This window comes from Corynebacterium sp. HMSC034A01, from assembly GCF_001838175.1.
Lineage (GTDB): Bacteria > Actinomycetota > Actinomycetes > Mycobacteriales > Mycobacteriaceae > Corynebacterium.
The window spans coordinates 77,945-93,258 of record NZ_KV835934.1 but is presented as its reverse complement, the minus strand read 5'-3'; the positions used below and the strand labels follow the sequence as shown (position 1 = coordinate 93,258).

Here is a 15,314-nt window from a genome sequence, read left to right as displayed (position 1 = left end):
GATTTCGGTGGTCGCGCATATCAAGCCTGACGCGGACGCGATCGGTTCTGCCTGTGCGCTGGCGTTTGGTCTGGAGAAGCTGGGCAAGGACGTGCAGGTCTACATCGGCCAGCCGCTGCCGCACTCGGCGAACATGCGCACCATCCCGGGCGTGGACCGCATAGTTTACGGTGAGCCATTGCCTGACGACGGCCTCGTGGTCACCGTGGACTGCGCCTCTGCGGACCGCACCGGCTCGCTCATGCCGGCGATCATGGACGACCCCTCGCGGGTCATCGTGATCGACCACCACAACACCAACCCCGGCTTCGGCGGCATGAACGTCATTGTGGAGAGCGAATCCACCACGGTGATGGTCCGCGAACTGCTGGGCTACCTCGACGTGGAGCTGGACCCGGACATCGCCTACGGCCTGTACGCGGGACTGGTCACGGACACGGGCAGCTTCCGCTGGGGCACACCGCGCATGCATGTCTTCGCGGCTGAGCTCATGGAGTACGGGCTGGACACCCGTCAGATCGCGCTCGACCTGATGGACACCATGGGGCCGGTGGACATGCAGCTGATGGGCGAGGTGCTGGCGAAAACCCAGATTGTGCCCACGAAGGGCTTGTCCGTGGCGGTGTTGACGATCCCTGCGGGGATCCACTCGCGCATGAGCCAGACGGCGGTGGAGTCCATCATCGATTACGCCCGCTCGCTCGAAGGCACCGATGTCGGCGTGGTGCTCAAAGAACAGGCGCCGAAACACTGGGCGATGTCGCTTCGCTCGGTGGTGGTGGACGTTTCCGCCGTCGCGCAGCAGCTCGGCGGCGGCGGCCACTGGGCGGCCGCAGGCTACTCCGCCACCGGCACCCGCAACGAGGTCATCCGCAAGCTTCTCGACGCGTTCCCGGAGCCCGATGAGTAACAGGCAACCAGCAAAACAACGTTCGATGGGCCGCGAGATCCTGATGCTCGCCCTGCCTGCCCTCGGTGTTTTGGCGGCGAACCCGCTCTACCTGCTGTTGGACACCGCAGTGGTGGGCCGCCTCGGCACCGCCCAACTCGCCGCACTCGCCGCGGGTGCCGCGATCCAATCGACGGTGACGACGCAGCTGACGTTTTTGTCCTACGGCACCACCGCGCGCAGCTCGCGATTTTTTGGCGCTGGGCGGCGCGACAAAGCGGTGGCTGAGGGTGTGCAAGCCACGTGGGTGGCTTTAGGCGTCGGCACGCTGCTGGCGCTCATTGTCGGGCTGTTCGCGCAACCCCTCGCCCAAGCACTCGCCAACGATTACGACACGAGCGTGCGTGCGGCGCAATGGATGCGCGTGGCGGTCATCGCGGTGCCGATGACGCTGATGATCATGGCCGGCAACGGCTGGATGCGCGGGGTGCAGAACACGAAGCTGCCGTTTTACCTGACATTGTGCGGGCTGGTCCCCGGCGCGATACTGCTGCCGATCTTGGTGGGGCGCTACGGCCTGGTCGGCTCGGCTGTCTCGAACGTGATCGGCATGGGCATCACCTCCGCGCTGTTTGTGGTGGTGCTGGTGCGAGAAAACGCCAGGTATGGCGGCAGCTGGACGCCACGGTGGAGCGTGATCAAGCGCCAGCTGGTGTTAGGGCGGGATTTGATCTTGCGCTCGTTGTCCTTCCAGGTTTCGCTTTTGGCCGCCGCGTCTGTCGCGGGTCGGATCGGGGTGGTGGCGCTGGCGGCGCACCAGCTCATGCTGCAGCTGTGGAACTTCCTCACGCTCGTGCTGGACTCGCTGGCCATCGCGGCGCAGACCCTGACCGGTTCCGCGCTGGGCCGCGGGGGAGCGCAGCAGGCGCGCGCCGTTGGGCTACAGGCGCTGAAATACTCCATGATCTTCGCGGTGGCGCTGTCTGCCGTGTTCGCGGTATTCGCTGTGCCGATCCAGAGCATTTTCACGTCCGACCCGGAAGTCGTAGATACGCTCCGGGTGCCCTGGTTCCTGCTCATCGGGATGATCCTGGTTGGAGGGGCGGTCTTCGCTCTCGACGGCGTGCTCCTCGGTGCCGCCGACGCCGCGTTCTTGCGCAACCTCACGCTGTTTTCGCTGCTTGGTGTGGCGCTGCCGATCATCCTGGCCTCTGGCGCATTCGGCTGGGGGCTCGCCGGCATCTGGGTCGGGCAGCTGGCCCAGGTAGTCGCGCGATTGGTTGGCGTGGTGTGGAGATTCCGCTCAATGCGGTGGGCCGTGTCTGGTGCGGATGGTAAGAATGAGGAATGACCACCACGCTCTGGGCCGTCAGCGACCTGCACGCGGCGGTGAAGCGCAACGGCCCGAAAATTGACGCAATCCAGCCGGCCGACCCCTCAGATTGGCTCATCGTCGCTGGTGATGTAGCCGAGCGTCCGGAGCTGATCATCCAAGTGATGGAGGATCTGGCCAACCGCTTCCACACCGTGGTGTGGGTTCCCGGCAACCACGAGCTGTTCTGCCGCTCCGCCGACAGGCACCGCGGACGCGAGAAATACACGATGCTGGTGCAGGCGATGCGCTCGATCGGCGTGATCACCCCGGAGGACCGCTACCCGGTCTTCGGCGGGGTGACCATCTGCCCGTTGTTCACCCTCTACGACTACTCGTTCCGCGCCCGCAACCTCACCGTGGAAGAAGCGCTCGCCGCCGCGCACGAGAACAACGTGGTGATGACCGACGAGGTCGCAATCGCCCCCTTCGTGGACATCCGCGCCTGGTGCTGGGACCGGCTGGCGTACACCACCAAGCGGCTCTCCCGCATCAACGGCCCCACGATCCTGATCAACCACTGGCCGCTGGTCCAGGAACCGGTCCAGCGCATGCAGTGGTCCGACATCGCCCTGTGGTGCGGCACCCGGCACACGCGAACCTGGCCCCAGCGCTACAACGCGAAGGCGGTCGTGTACGGTCACCTGCACATGCCGGGGGTGACAACTGTCGCCGGAATCGAGCACATCGAAGCGTCTCTCGGCTATCCGCGTGAATGGGAGCGCCACCCGTCCGCGCAGCCGTTCCCGTACCCGGTCATGGAGGTTGAGCAGTGATGCAAGACGTTGCGCTGTTCCCTCCCGAGGCACGCTGCGTGTTCTACCTGACGGATGACGAAACCGACGCCGTCGACCTGACCCGCTACGAGGACCTGCACCCCGACGAGCGCAAGGAGGTCAGCGCCGCCGTGGACGTGCGCAAGGGCGAATTCGGCGATGCCCGCTGGTGCGCCCACCAAGCACTGCGCGAACTCGGCGTGGAATCGGCCGGGGCCATCTTGCGCGGGGAGCGGGGCATGCCGCTGTGGCCGGAGGGCTTCACCGGTTCGCTCACACATACCGACGGACTGCGCGCCGCCGTGGCAGCCTCCACCCGGCACGTGCGCTCCATGGGCCTAGACGCCGAGCCGGCCGAGCCGCTCCCGGACGGGGTGCTGCATTCCATCGCCAGCGAAACCGAGATGGCGATGGTGCAGCGCCTGCAGTCGGACGGCTACAGGTGGGCCGATCGCCTGCTGTTCTGCGCCAAGGAAGCCACCTATAAGTGCTGGTACCCGATGACACGGCGCTGGCTCGACTTCGACGAAGCCGAAATCGAGCTGCGCACCGACGGATCCTTCACCTCCCAGCTGTTGGCCCGCCCCGCCCCGGTGCCGCTGTTCGAGGGACGCTGGGTCGAGCGCTGCGGCTACGTGGTCACGGCCACCTACGTGAGGTAGTTGGGCGGGGTTGTGGCCGGGCGTCTCTCAGCACTGGCCCGCCCGACCTCTGCCCGCCCAGCCGGCCCCCAGCCGCCCCCGGCTCCTGTTTCCAGCTACAAGGATCCAGCTAATCGCCATATTTTGGCCGATAGCTGGGTCTTACTAGCTGGATCCGCGGGATGGGGCCTGAACGCGGGAGCGGAGACCGAGCCAGGCGCGCAGCCACCTAGGCCGCACCCCTACAACGTCGACGGGCGCGCCACGAACACCGTTGCCAAGCGCTTACCCTTTTCTTTCACCAGTGCCACCGCGCGCCCGTCCGGGCCCACCGCCGCGTGCACGCCCCCAAGCCCGCGCGGCTCCAGCCACTTGCCCATGGCCAGCGCGTCGTACTCTTCGGCCGTCACGTCGAGCACCGGCCACGCGCGGACCAGCGCCTCGTCCAGGCTCAGGGACAGCTCGGCGGCGTCCTCGAGCTGCTCGAGGGTGCGTGCGTCGGTGAGGGCGAAGGAGCCGACGCGGGAGCGTCGTAAGGCAATTAAATGGCCCCCGACCCCGAGGGCGGCGCCGAGGTCGCGACCGAGCGAGCGGATGTAGGTGCCGGAAGAGCAGTGCACGCGCGCGTCGACGTCCACGTATTCGCCGTCGCGGCGGATCTCGCCGAGGTCAAACGCGTGGATGGTCACCTCACGCGCGGGGATGTCCACCTCCTCGCCGGCGCGCACCAGCTCGTGCGCGCGCCGCCCGCCGATCTTGATCGCGGACACCTTCGACGGCACCTGCATGATCGTGCCGGTCAGCTTCGCCACCTCGGCGCGAATCGCCTCACCGGTCACACCAGAGGCATCATGCTTGTCGACGATCGCGCCCTCGGCATCATCCGTCGTCGTCGACGCGCCCAGTCGGATGGTGGTTTCGTACACCTTGTCCTCAGCCACAAGATGGGCCAGCAGCTTCGTGCCGCGTTCGATGCCCGCCACCAGCACGCCGGTTGCCATGGGGTCGAGCGTGCCCGCGTGGCCGACCTTGCGGGTGCCGAAGAAGCGGCGCAGGCGGGCGACAACGTCGTGGCTGGTCATGCCGGCGGGCTTGTCCACGACGACGATTCCGGAAGTGGAGAGGGGATCGTTCATGCCTCGGGATTATGCCGTACCCTAAGTCCCCGTGGATATTCTGCGCGGGCTTTCGAGTGCGCCGGATTCCTTCGCGGAAACCGGCACTGTGGTCACTATCGGTGTGTTCGATGGGGTGCACCGGGGCCACCAGCTGCTCATTTCCAAAGCGGTGGACACCGCTCGCGAGCTCGGAGTGCCGTGCGTGGTGATGACTTTCGACCCGCACCCCGTGACCATTTTCGCCCCGGAACACGCGCCGCGGGCGCTGATGCCTCTCGACGAGCGCGCCCGCCACATCGCCGAACTCGGCGTGGACGCGCTGCTGGTCATCGACTTCCGCGAAGAGCTCGCGGGCCTGACGCCTGCGCAGTACATGGACGACGTGCTGGTTTCCACCCTGGGCGCGAAGCACGTGCTGGTGGGGGAGAACTTCACCTTCGGCCGCGACGCCGCCGGCACCGCGACCGACATGGCGCAGCTGGGGGAGCAGGCGGGCGTGGACGTGACCATCGTCAAGCTGCTGGGCGAGGGAGAGGTACGCATTTGCTCCACCGCCATCCGCGACCACCTCTCCGGCGGCGACGTCGCTTTGGCCACCGATTTTATGGGTCGGCCGTTTTCCGTTATTGCTCCGATTGAGCGCGGTGCGGGACGCGGCGGCAAGGAGCTGGGCTACCCCACGGCGAACCAGTACGCCTCCGACACCTCGGCGGTGCCCGCAGACGGCGTCTACGCGGGGTGGCTGACAATCATCGACGAGGGAGCCATCGACGGCGACATGCAGCCCGGTGTGCGCTACCCGGCGGCGATTTCCGTGGGCACCAACCCGACGTTCGGCGACGCGCGGCGCAGCGTGGAGTCCTTCGTGCTGGACCGGGATGCGGACCTGTACGGCCGGATGGCGCGCGTGGAATTCGTGGAAAAGGTCCGCGACATGCTCAAGTTCAACTCGGTGGATGAGCTTTTGGAGCACATGGCACGCGACGTATCCCGCACCCGCGATATTCTCGGGGCATGACCACCAAGCTGATCCTGGATCTGGACACCGGCATCGACGATGCCCTCGCCCTCGCGTACGCCCTCGCCTCCCCGGAGGTTGACCTCATCGGAGTGACCTGCACCTACGGCAACGTCGTGGTGGAGGAGTCCGTGCGCAACACGCTGGCAATTCTGGAACTGTTCGGCCGCACGGACGTGCCGGTGTTTGCCGGGCCCGGACACGCGCGCGCCAAGGACTCCTTCGAGGTCCAAGAGATCTCCGCGTTCATCCACGGCAAAAACGGCATCGGCGAGGTGGAGATCCCGGATGCCGCCCGCCAGGTGGAGGACACCTCCGCCGTGGACTTCTTGGTCGAATCAGTGGCGCAGTACGGCAGCGACTTGGTGATTGTGCCCACCGGCCCGTCCACCACCATTGCCGCAGCAATTGAGGCGTCCAACGTGTTCCGCGAGAGTGCGCAGATTGTGATGATGGGCGGCGCGCTCACCGTGCCGGGCAACGTCACTCCCTGGTCTGAGGCGAACGTCCACCAGGACCCTGAGGCGACGGACCTGATGTTCCGCAGGCTGCGCAACGTCACCATGATCGGCCTGGATGTCACGCTGAAGACGCTGCTGACCACAGCCGAGACCGCGAAGTGGTCCGAGCTGGGCACCACCGGCGGCAACTTCCTCGCGGACATCACGAACTACTACATCGACGCGTACAAGACCACCTCGCCGCACCTGGGCGGCTGCGGTCTACACGACCCGCTGGCGGTGGCTGTGGCGATCAACCCGGGGCTGGTGGACACCCTGGGCATCAACATGAAGGTGGACGTGGAGGGTGAAACTCGCGGGCGTACCATCGGCGACGAGACCCGTCTCAACGACCAAGACAAGCACTCTGCTGTGGCTGTGGGGGTGGACACTGCCGGCTTCTTGGAGGAGTTCATGCGGCGGTTGACCGGTTTGGCCCGCGAGACCCCGGTCGTGTAACCTCTCCCAAGGTCTTGCGCCATTTGACTGTGGTTCGCGGCAGTTGCGGCGCAGCGAAGACTTTTCCGTAGAACGCGAACTGAAACAACCAAGGAGTACCTCATGGCACTGTCCACTGAGAAGAAGGCTGAGATCCTCAAGGCTTACGGCCTGCACGAGACCGACACCGGTTCCCCGGAGGCTCAGGTTGCGCTGCTGACCGAGCGCATCAACAACCTGACCGAGCACCTCAAGGATCACCAGCACGACCACCACTCCCGTCGTGGCCTGCTGCTGCTCGTCGGCCGCCGCCGCGGTCTGCTGAAGTACCTGCGCGAGAACAACGTCGAGCGCTACCGTGACCTGATCGGTCGCCTGGGTCTGCGCCGCTAAGCGTCGTTAAGCCGTCGCAAAGCTACAGCCCAAAAAGAACGCCTCACCAGCACGGTGGGGCGTTTTTTGTTATCATCATTGGCCGTTGCATGAGAAACACGACAAGGCGGCACCGATGATCGCCATGAACCTTCAAGGAGAGGGATCCTTTTGAGCAACTTCAAGCCAAAGAATGCTTTCGACGTCCACGTGGACGAGGAATTTGGCATCACCGAAGCAGTAGCGACGCTGGACAACGGCGACTTCGGGTCGCGCACCATCCGTTTTGAGACGGGCCAGCTGGCCCGCCAGGCGGACGGCTCCGTGACCACCTACCTCGACGACGAGACGATGATGCTGGCCACCACGACCGCATCCAACCAGCCGCGCGAGGGCTTCGACTTCTTCCCGCTGACCGTGGACGTGGAAGAGCGCATGTACGCAGCCGGCAAGATCCCGGGCTCCTTCTTCCGCCGCGAGGGTCGTCCCTCCACCCAGGCGATCTTGGCGTGCCGCCTGATCGACCGCCCGCTGCGCCCGACCTTTGTCAAGGGCCTGCGCAATGAGGTGCAGGTGGTCATCACCGTGCTCTCGCAGCACCCGGAGGAGTACTACGACGTCGTGGCCATCAACGGTGCGTCCGCTGCGACCCAGCTGTCCGGCCTGCCGGTCTCCGGCCCGGTCGGCGGCGTGCGCATGGCGCTGCTGGCGGACGACAAGCACCCGGAGGGCCAGTGGGTGGCCTTCCCGAACCACGAGCAGCACGAGCGCTGCCTGTTCGAGATGGTCGTGGCTGGCCGCATGGTCGAGCGCAAGCGCGGCCGCAAGACCGAGGAAGACGTCGCCATCATGATGGTGGAGGCAGGCGCCGGCGTGAACGTGGTCAAGCAGATTGAGGCTGGCTACCCGGCACCGACTGAGTCGACCGTCGCCGAGGGCATCGAGGCCGCCAAGCCGTTCATTGAGACCCTGTGCCGCGCCCAGCGCGGTCTGGCCGACGAGATGGCTAAGGAGACCAAGGAGTTCCCGCTCTTCCCTGCCTACTCCGACAAGGTGTTCAATGCCGTGGAGAAGAAGGCGTCCAAGAAGCTGGCCAAGTTGCTGACCATCAAGGGCAAGGCCGAGCGCGACGAGGCCACCAACGGGTACATGGAAGACATCGAGGAGAGCCTTCTCGACGACTTCGACATCGACGACGATGACCGCGAGGAGTACGCGGCGGCGTCGAAGGAGATCCGCGCGGCGTACAACGCACTGATGAAGCAGATTGTGCGCGAGAAGATCCTCGCCGAGGGCTTCCGCATCGACGGCCGCGGCGTGACGGACATCCGCGACCTCGAGGTCGAGGTCGAGCTCATCCCGCGCGCCCACGGCTCCGCCCTGTTCGAGCGCGGCGAGACCCAGATCCTGGGCGTAACCACCCTGGACATGCTGAAGATGGAGCAGCACCTGGATTCTCTGCACCCGGAGGATTCCAAGCGCTACATCCACCACTACAATTTCCCGCCGTACTCCACCGGCGAGACTGGCCGCGTCGGTTCTCCGAAGCGCCGGGAGATCGGCCACGGCGCGCTCGCCGAGCGCGCGCTGCTGCCGGTGATCCCGTCGCGCGAGGACTTCCCGTACACCATCCGTCAGGTTTCCGAGGCTCTGGGCTCCAACGGCTCGACCTCCATGGGCTCGGTGTGCGCCTCCACGCTGTCGCTGTACAACGCAGGCGTGCCGCTGGCCGCCCCGGTGGCCGGCATCGCAATGGGCCTGGTCTCCGGCGAGGTCAACGGCGAGACCGAATACGTCGCACTGACCGACATCCTGGGCGCGGAGGACGCGTTCGGCGACATGGACTTCAAGGTCGCCGGCACCCGCGAGTTCATCACCGCGCTGCAGCTGGACACCAAGCTCGACGGCATCCCGTCGAAGGTGCTGGCTGACGCGCTGAACCAGGCACGCGACGCGCGCGACGCCATCCTGGACACCATGGCCGAGGTCATCGAGGGCCCGGACGAGATGAACGCCCTCGCGCCGAAGATCACTACCGTGAAGGTCCCTGTGTCCAAGATCGGCGAGGTCATCGGCCCGAAGGGCAAGACCATCAACCAGATCACCGAGGACACCGGCGCCGAGATCTCCATCGAGGACGACGGCACCGTGTTCGTCTCCGCCGCTTCCGGCGAGGCTGCGGACGCCGCGATTGAGAAGATCAACGCGATTGCCAACCCGCAGATGCCTAAGGTGGGCGAGCGTTACCTGGGCACCGTGGTCAAGACCGTGGCGTTCGGTGCGTTCGTGTCCATCATGCCGGGCACCGACGGCCTGATCCATATCTCCAACCTGGGCGGCAACACCCGTGTGGAGAACGTCGAGGACGTCATCAACGTCGGCGACAAGGTCGAGGTGGAGATCCGCGACATCGACAACCGCGGCAAGATCTCGTTGGTCCCGGTCGAGGACGGCGAGTAAACCGTCAGGTCATCGTCGAAAAGCGGGCGCTCTCGTGGTGAGGGCGCCCGCTTTCTTGCTTATCGACGTTTCACGTCACGGCAAGAACCGCAACTTCTTGCCAAGATCCAGCGCAGTGGTCATGAGCTCGCCGTAGTACTTGCGCGGCATCTGCTTTGGGCCGCGCATGGGCATGATCCGCTGCTGGGAAATGTTCTTGACCTCGGTGTACTTGGTCAGTCCCTCGGGGCCGTGGCGGCGGGCGACACCCGACTCCTTCACGCCGCCGAGCGGGGTGGACACGGATGCCCAGGTGGCCGCGTAGCCGTCGTTGATGGTCACGCCGCCGGCCTGCACCTGCTCAGCGATTTCCCAGGCTGTGTCGGGAGCGCCGAACACGGAGGCGTTGAGGCCGTAGCTGGTGTTGTTGGCTAGGCGGATCGCCTCGTCGGTGTCCGCCACGCGCTGGACGTAGACGACGGGGCCGAAGACCTCCTGGGTGAGGAGGTCGGCGCTTTCGGGCACGTCGATGAGCACCGTCGGCTCGAAGAAGAACGGCCCAAGGTCCGGGCGGGGTGTGCCGCCGGCGACGACGGTCGCGCCCTTTGCCACGGCGTCGTCGACGAACCGTTGCACGGTGTCCAACTGGTTCTGGTTGATCAGCGAGCCCATCTGGTAGTTCCAGTTCAAGCCCGACCCCAGTTTGATGCGTTTGGTGGCGTCGCGGAACGCGGCGATGAAGCGGTCGAAGACCTCGTCGGGCACGTAAATGCGCTCGATGGAGACGCACAGTTGGCCGGAGTTGGAGAAGCAGGCTGTGGCGATGGTGTCGATGTGGGCCTCGATGTCCGCATCCGGCGCGATGATCATCGGGTTCTTGCCGCCGAGCTCGGCGGAGTAGCCCACGAGGCGCTCGCCGACAACCTTGCCCAGAAGCTTGCCGGTGGCGGTGGAGCCGGTGAACATGAGGTAGTCGCACTGCTGGGCGATCGCCCGGCCGACGACCTTGCCTGAACCGGTGACGATCTGGAACACGTCGTGCGGGAGACCAGCGTTTGTGAGTAACTTCTTGGCGATGATGGCAGAAAACGGGGTGGAAGAATCCGGCTTCGCCACCACGGCGTTACCGGCCAACAATGCGGGGATGGCGTCGGAGACGCCGAGCGCGAGCGGGTAGTTCCACGGGCTGATCTGGCCCACCACGCCCTTGGGGTAGCGCTGCTCCTTAGTGGAGGTGATCAATGGAAATGCGCCAGCACGGCGCTTGGTGGACAGAAAACCGGCTGCGTTGTTGGCGTAGTAGCGGGTGTTGTTGAGCACGTCCAGCACTTCATCGAACGCCGCGGTGCGGTCCTTACCTGTCTCCAGCTGCACCAGATCCGCCAGCAGGTCTTGGCGTTGAATAACAATCTTGTGGAATTTCTCCATGACCTTCACGCGGTCCGCTACTGGTTTCGCGGACCAGTCCTTTTGCGCCGAGTGGGCGATCCGGAACGCTTCGTCCACATCCGCCTCCGTGCCGTTGCCGACAGCGCCGAGGGCGTCCTCAACGACGGGGGAGCGGACCACGGTGCAGTCTCCGGAGGCAAGCGAACCGGTGGTGTGGTTGGTGGTGAGCTTGAGCAGTTCCTCTACGAAAGGTGTTGGCAGTGCTTCTTCCTTGAGCCGTCTTGGGAGCATGGAGACGAGCTTAGGCTGCATTCGCCGTGGTAGGGTTTGGCGGATTATCAGTGGAGTTCCGCTTTGACGGCCCCGCGAGTTCCCGTGCAGGAAAGGTGAATCCATGGGGCGCATTAATGTGAAAAAGACTGCCGTGGCCCTTGTGGCTGGTCTTTCCGCATTTGCTGCGACCGGTGTCGCAGTCGCGCAGGGAGGCATTGCCGCCAACCTTGCCCTGTCGGGCACGTTTTTCTCCGTGAGCATGAGTCACCTTAGGGGAGAAGGCCTTTCGGTGTTCGTGGACGGCGAACAGATGGCCAACCAGCAGTTGCCCGTCGCGCGTTTTAAGTTCCAGCACGCCTACGCGTCCAACCTCTGTTTGTCTGCAACGTTGCCAGATGTGCCGCTGATCGGGGAAAGCACTTTCCGTCTTTCGGCGAACGGGAATGACAGCGTTGAGGCCCGCGATTTGGTCGTAGGCGCCACGGATGTCTCAGGCTCCCTCGACCTGGGCAATGCGGCTGTTGGCGTGGACGCTAGTCAGTACAACGATGCTGCGGCACCGGGCGCCTGGGGTCTGTCTGCCGGAACCGTGGCGTTGAGCGCAGACCACATCCGGGCGACGTCGGTGGGAGCACAAACGCTGAAGGTGTCCGGCGTCAACGTTTCCGTCAAAAGGGGCTCATCAGATGCCTGCTAAGCACGCCGATGACCGTGGTTGGCGCGAAAAATTCCGTGAGTGGCGCAGCACCCGTCCCTTCGCTGGCGGCCTGCTCATGCTCATCTCCGGCATCATCATGGTCGCGCCGGCGTACTTTACGGTGCAGATTTCGGACCTTCTGGTGATGATCTCCACCATATCCGGCGTGTCCACTCTGCTCATCGGTGCGCTGCTCATCATGTTCGGCATCGGCACCTGGATGCAGCCGTACACTGCGACGTATTTAGGGGTGCTGGGCATCATCGTCGCCATCATCGCGGTGCCGACGTCGAACCTCGGCGGCTTCTTCATCGGGTCGCTCCTCGGCATCGTCGGCGGCGCGCTCGCGCTCGGTTGGGAGCGCGAACCGAAACGACACCGACACGCAGCCCCAGTCCTCGCCGTCGTTGTAGGTGTAGGTGTCGGCGCACCTATGCTTTACGACGAACCAAAGGTCATCGCCCAGGAAAGTCCGACTATCCCTCCCGGCAATCCCGCGGTGATTCGCGGGGAGCATGTGGAGCTGAAGGGCAACGTGCACGCCACTGTTGGACTGGCAAATACCGGGGGGTCGCGCAAGCGCACACTCATCCTGACAGGAGATGAGCTCGTTGCGCGGAACCTCTCTTTGGACCTGCCGGGGCTTCCAGGACTTGGGAACCTGACAACAGGTCCAGTTGAAACACGACTCTCCCGGGGCCCTGTGCGTATCGAGGTAACGGGAATTACTGCAACGCCTGTGGTGGCCGGGGTGCCGACGGTGCCCGTCACGGTGGATCTGAATGGCGATCTGGGCGCTGTCCTCCAGCAGCTCGGCATTCCGGACGCGCGCCCGGTACCAAATGTGGCTGTGCCGGACATGGTCATGGACCATGTGGCGCTCAACAACGCAACCTTAGAGCTGGTGAGTCTGCATAGTCAGCAGTTCCGCGCACCGTCGTTCACACTGAGCGCCACAAGAAACTAGCGGGAGCCGGGCTTGCGCTCCGGGTTGTCGCTGTGCTCATCCACTGGCCGCTCGCCGTGGCCGAACAGCTCATCGCGCTTCTTGTAGGCGTACAGCCCAGCCAGGGGAGAAAACCCCATGAGGAATCCCCACCGGCGCTTGGAGTCCTCCTCCATGTCGCTTTCGTAGATCTCCTTTGAGGTGTTGCCCAGTGCCACGATGCCGCCGATGGCAAGAAGCGCCACGAAACCGAGTCCGAGCCAGGAAATCAGACTCATTGTTGCCTCCTACTTCTGAAAGTCCACGACCACGCGGGTCGGGTTCTCCAGCAGGTACAGGTTGTACGGGCGCTGAGCGTTCAGGCCCACGATGTACTGGGCGTCCGCCTCGAAGATTCCGCCGTCGGCGATCTCCTGAATGCCGCCGGCCGCCACTCCGGCGGGGTCGGCCTTGGCCAAATCCGCGTCGCTCAGGCCCATCGACCACGGCACACCTTGGATGATCAGCTCGAAGTACGCGTTGCCGGCGGGCACAAGCGGAAGCCCGGAGGCCTGCTGGTGCGGGTCCGTGGTGTAGCCGGCCAACACATTCGGCGTGCCGGTGCCGGATAGCTCCACCACGACACGGTCGACACCTTCGTGGGAACCGGCCCGCACGTCTTCGATTTGCAGCTCCCGGTTGCCCGGGTTCTGCAGGTGGGTGTCTTCCAGAGCGAACGGGGTAGCGGACTGTCCGCCTGCCGGGGCCGCCGCGGCGGAGACATCCTTGGTGTCCGCCTCGGTCGTGTCTTCTGCGGCCGCAGAAGTGGACGCCGGTGCAGTGGAACTCGCGGCAGAGGTCGTGGTTGACGCGGCTTCCGGCTCAGAAGACGAACCGGTGTCACCCGTCTCTGCGCCGCAGCCCGCAACGGTCAAGGCGGCCACTGCGAGTGCTGCGTATACGGCTCGGCTGCGGGTGGGGCTGAACTTGCGGCTGTGGAGTGTCATAGCCCCACCCTAGCGGGGCTACCATGGCCAGCGGAGACAAATAGAAAGGACACCCATGATCAAAGTTGGAGTGCTCGGAGCGACCGGCAAGGTCGGATCCGCCGTTGTTGCCGGCGTGGAAAAGGCAGATGACCTGCAGCTCGCCGCAAAGGTCAGCGCCGGAGACTCGCTGCAGGTGCTAGTGGACGAAGGCGTGGACGTCATCGTCGACTTCACCACCCCGAACGCGGTGATGGACAACCTGGAGTTCTGCATTAATAACGGCATCCACTGCGTGGTGGGCACCACCGGCTTCGACGACGAGCGCTACCAGAAGGTCCGCGACTGGTGCGCGGCGAACGAGGGCGTCGGCGTGCTCATCGCCCCGAACTTCGCCATCTCCGCCGTGCTCACCATGGCGTTCGCCCGCCAGGCCGCGCCGTTTTTCGAGTCCGCTGAGGTGGTCGAGTTCCACCACCCGAACAAGCTGGACGCGCCTTCCGGCACGGCGGTCAAGACCGCGCAGGGGATTGCGGATGCGCGCAAGGAAGCCGGCCTGACCGACATGCCGGATGCCACCGAGCAGGCGCTCGAGGGCTCCCGCGGCGCCAACGTTGACGGCGTGCCGGTGCACGCGGTGCGCATGCAGGGCATGGTCGCGCACGAGGAGGTCATCTTCGGCACCACTGAGCAGTCGCTGACCATCCGCCAGGACTCCTACGGCCGCGAATCCTTCGTCCCCGGCGTGCTCACCGGCGTGCGCGAGGTGGCGAACCGCCCTGGCCTGACCATTGGCCTCGACGCCTACCTCGGGCTGTAAATGCAGGTTGAACTCATCGCAGCCACCGCACTGCGCGCCTCGGTCGCAGAGGGGGTCACTCAAGGCGAGGGTGCGGTTGCCTACGCCTTGCTTAGCGACGAACCTCCGGCCTCCCTCCTCCGCCGACACGCCGACGACTTGGCTGATTCACGCGCGGACATGCTGGAGCACGCCAGCGCCACATTGCATATCCGGGGTGTCTCGCGCGACGCGGCCGCCGCGATCCGGGGGCACGGCCTAGCGGTCAGCGAACGCGCGGCGCAGGGCGCTGTGATCCCGGCCGCGATCGCCGCAGACGGGGAACTCACGCGGTTGTTCGAGGCCGCCGTGGAGGAAGCGGAGTTCGTCCGCGGCGAGCTGTTGCACGCGTTGGAGGAGGCGATGGCGGACGAGCCGAACGCGCTGGTGCGGCGCAAGCGCTCGCGCGAGGCTGCCAATGCGCTCGTGCCCGCAGCGGCCGCGACCGAGCTTGTCGCTACTGGCACCTACCGGGCGTGGCGCGAATTCATTGCCGCGCACAACGGCAGGTTCCAGCACGAAGAGATCCGTCAGCTCGCGCTCGCCGTGCTCGAGGTCATGCACCGTGAGGCACCGCTGCTTTTCGGCGATTTGGCGGAAGGGGAACGTCGATAAGCAATTGCTTGCGTAAGGCAGGTATCCT

At 65.2% G+C, this 15,314-nt stretch carries 16 protein-coding genes; 12 read left to right on the top strand and 4 right to left on the bottom strand.

Going from position 1 to position 15,314, the window contains the following annotated elements; translation table 11 throughout:
* The 4 genes from HMPREF2791_RS02970 to HMPREF2791_RS02955 all read left to right on the top strand — a co-directional run.
* Window positions 1-910, top strand: a 910-nt coding sequence (locus HMPREF2791_RS02970) for a DHH family phosphoesterase (RefSeq protein ID WP_070844317.1), incomplete at its 5' end; no start/stop codon positions are given.
* A gap of 25 nt (window positions 911-935) precedes the next feature.
* On the top strand, window positions 936-2,240 hold the full coding sequence (locus HMPREF2791_RS02965) for an MATE family efflux transporter (RefSeq protein ID WP_210400151.1): 1,305 nt from the start codon (window positions 936-938) through the stop codon (window positions 2,238-2,240).
* The gene (locus HMPREF2791_RS02960) at window positions 2,237-3,037 is read left to right on the top strand and encodes a metallophosphoesterase family protein (RefSeq protein WP_070474147.1); all 801 of its coding nucleotides are present in this window, start codon (window positions 2,237-2,239) and stop codon (window positions 3,035-3,037) included. The genes HMPREF2791_RS02965 and HMPREF2791_RS02960 overlap by 4 nt, the downstream gene beginning before the upstream one ends.
* The gene (locus HMPREF2791_RS02955) at window positions 3,037-3,699 is read left to right on the top strand and encodes a 4'-phosphopantetheinyl transferase family protein (protein ID WP_070844314.1); all 663 of its coding nucleotides are present in this window, start codon (window positions 3,037-3,039) and stop codon (window positions 3,697-3,699) included. Before HMPREF2791_RS02960 ends, HMPREF2791_RS02955 begins: the two co-directional genes overlap by 1 nt.
* Before the next feature lie 221 nt (window positions 3,700-3,920).
* On the opposite strand, the gene truB is transcribed toward HMPREF2791_RS02955, so the two are convergent.
* Window positions 3,921-4,814 (bottom strand): tRNA pseudouridine(55) synthase TruB, encoded by an 894-nt coding sequence (truB, locus tag HMPREF2791_RS02950; protein ID WP_070844312.1) that lies wholly within the window; start codon window positions 4,812-4,814, stop codon window positions 3,921-3,923.
* A 31-nt stretch (window positions 4,815-4,845) separates the two neighbouring features.
* Here truB and HMPREF2791_RS02945 point away from each other — a divergent pair, with 31 nt between their 5' ends.
* The 4 genes from HMPREF2791_RS02945 (at window position 4,846) to HMPREF2791_RS02930 (ending at window position 9,584) form a co-directional block, all read left to right on the top strand.
* Window positions 4,846-5,814 (top strand): bifunctional riboflavin kinase/FAD synthetase, encoded by a 969-nt coding sequence (locus HMPREF2791_RS02945; RefSeq protein WP_070844311.1) that lies wholly within the window; start codon window positions 4,846-4,848, stop codon window positions 5,812-5,814.
* Window positions 5,811-6,773 carry a nucleoside hydrolase gene (locus HMPREF2791_RS02940; RefSeq protein ID WP_070474154.1) on the top strand — a complete coding sequence of 321 codons (963 nt, stop codon included), beginning with the start codon at window positions 5,811-5,813 and terminating at the stop codon, window positions 6,771-6,773. Before HMPREF2791_RS02945 ends, HMPREF2791_RS02940 begins: the two co-directional genes overlap by 4 nt.
* Window positions 6,774-6,875: 102 nt before the next feature.
* Window positions 6,876-7,145: a 30S ribosomal protein S15 gene (gene rpsO, locus HMPREF2791_RS02935; protein WP_070474158.1), complete on the top strand. Its 270-nt coding sequence runs from the start codon at window positions 6,876-6,878 to the stop codon at window positions 7,143-7,145.
* Window positions 7,146-7,295: 150 nt separating this feature from the next.
* Window positions 7,296-9,584, top strand: coding sequence for a polyribonucleotide nucleotidyltransferase (locus tag HMPREF2791_RS02930; protein ID WP_070474160.1), 2,289 nt, complete (start codon window positions 7,296-7,298; stop codon window positions 9,582-9,584).
* Window positions 9,585-9,659: 75 nt separating this feature from the next.
* Here the strand turns inward: HMPREF2791_RS02930 and HMPREF2791_RS02925 are convergent, their stop codons facing one another.
* A complete protein-coding gene (locus HMPREF2791_RS02925) occupies window positions 9,660-11,243 on the bottom strand; it encodes a succinic semialdehyde dehydrogenase (protein ID WP_070474162.1) in 1,584 nt (527 codons plus the stop codon).
* 103 nt (window positions 11,244-11,346) lie between these two features.
* On the opposite strand from HMPREF2791_RS02925, the gene HMPREF2791_RS02920 reads away from it, so the two are divergent.
* Window positions 11,347-11,922 (top strand): DUF6230 family protein, encoded by a 576-nt coding sequence (locus HMPREF2791_RS02920; protein WP_070474164.1) that lies wholly within the window; start codon window positions 11,347-11,349, stop codon window positions 11,920-11,922.
* Window positions 11,912-12,889, top strand: a complete 978-nt coding sequence (locus tag HMPREF2791_RS12250; RefSeq protein WP_246815210.1) for a DUF6114 domain-containing protein — start codon at window positions 11,912-11,914, stop codon at window positions 12,887-12,889. Before HMPREF2791_RS02920 ends, HMPREF2791_RS12250 begins: the two co-directional genes overlap by 11 nt.
* On the opposite strand, the gene HMPREF2791_RS02910 is transcribed toward HMPREF2791_RS12250, so the two are convergent.
* Both HMPREF2791_RS02910 and HMPREF2791_RS02905 read right to left on the bottom strand, forming a co-directional pair.
* Window positions 12,886-13,146 carry a hypothetical protein gene (locus tag HMPREF2791_RS02910; RefSeq protein ID WP_070474165.1) on the bottom strand — a complete coding sequence of 87 codons (261 nt, stop codon included), beginning with the start codon at window positions 13,144-13,146 and terminating at the stop codon, window positions 12,886-12,888. The genes HMPREF2791_RS12250 and HMPREF2791_RS02910 overlap by 4 nt on opposite strands.
* 9 nt (window positions 13,147-13,155) lie before the next feature.
* Window positions 13,156-13,854 carry an AMIN-like domain-containing (lipo)protein gene (locus HMPREF2791_RS02905; protein WP_141741336.1) on the bottom strand — a complete coding sequence of 233 codons (699 nt, stop codon included), beginning with the start codon at window positions 13,852-13,854 and terminating at the stop codon, window positions 13,156-13,158.
* A gap of 55 nt (window positions 13,855-13,909) precedes the next feature.
* On the opposite strand from HMPREF2791_RS02905, the gene dapB reads away from it, so the two are divergent.
* Both dapB and HMPREF2791_RS02895 read left to right on the top strand, forming a co-directional pair.
* Entirely contained in the window at window positions 13,910-14,653 is a 744-nt protein-coding gene (dapB, locus tag HMPREF2791_RS02900; RefSeq protein ID WP_070474170.1) for a 4-hydroxy-tetrahydrodipicolinate reductase, read from the top strand.
* Window positions 14,654-15,286 (top strand): FAD-dependent thymidylate synthase, encoded by a 633-nt coding sequence (locus HMPREF2791_RS02895; protein WP_070474172.1) that lies wholly within the window; start codon window positions 14,654-14,656, stop codon window positions 15,284-15,286. It begins immediately after the preceding gene.
* Window positions 15,287-15,314: the final 28 nt, after the last annotated feature.

Bases quoted from the DNA above. Each gene is read 5' to 3' on its own strand.
- HMPREF2791_RS02905 (WP_141741336.1), bottom strand. From the start codon at position 13,854: ATGACACTCCACAGCCGCAAGTTCAGCCCCACCCGCAGCCGAGCCGTA.
- HMPREF2791_RS02910 (WP_070474165.1), bottom strand. From the start codon at position 13,146: ATGAGTCTGATTTCCTGGCTCGGACTCGGTTTCGTGGCGCTTCTTGCC.
- truB (WP_070844312.1), bottom strand. From the start codon at position 4,814: ATGAACGATCCCCTCTCCACTTCCGGAATCGTCGTCGTGGACAAGCCC.
- HMPREF2791_RS02960 (WP_070474147.1), top strand. From the start codon at position 2,237: ATGACCACCACGCTCTGGGCCGTCAGCGACCTGCACGCGGCGGTGAAG.
- rpsO (WP_070474158.1), top strand. From the start codon at position 6,876: ATGGCACTGTCCACTGAGAAGAAGGCTGAGATCCTCAAGGCTTACGGC.
- HMPREF2791_RS02965 (WP_210400151.1), top strand. From the start codon at position 936: ATGGGCCGCGAGATCCTGATGCTCGCCCTGCCTGCCCTCGGTGTTTTG.
- HMPREF2791_RS02955 (WP_070844314.1), top strand. From the start codon at position 3,037: ATGCAAGACGTTGCGCTGTTCCCTCCCGAGGCACGCTGCGTGTTCTAC.
- HMPREF2791_RS12250 (WP_246815210.1), top strand. From the start codon at position 11,912: ATGCCTGCTAAGCACGCCGATGACCGTGGTTGGCGCGAAAAATTCCGT.
- HMPREF2791_RS02940 (WP_070474154.1), top strand. From the start codon at position 5,811: ATGACCACCAAGCTGATCCTGGATCTGGACACCGGCATCGACGATGCC.
- HMPREF2791_RS02920 (WP_070474164.1), top strand. From the start codon at position 11,347: ATGGGGCGCATTAATGTGAAAAAGACTGCCGTGGCCCTTGTGGCTGGT.
- HMPREF2791_RS02895 (WP_070474172.1), top strand. From the start codon at position 14,654: ATGCAGGTTGAACTCATCGCAGCCACCGCACTGCGCGCCTCGGTCGCA.
- HMPREF2791_RS02925 (WP_070474162.1), bottom strand. From the start codon at position 11,243: ATGCTCCCAAGACGGCTCAAGGAAGAAGCACTGCCAACACCTTTCGTA.
- dapB (WP_070474170.1), top strand. From the start codon at position 13,910: ATGATCAAAGTTGGAGTGCTCGGAGCGACCGGCAAGGTCGGATCCGCC.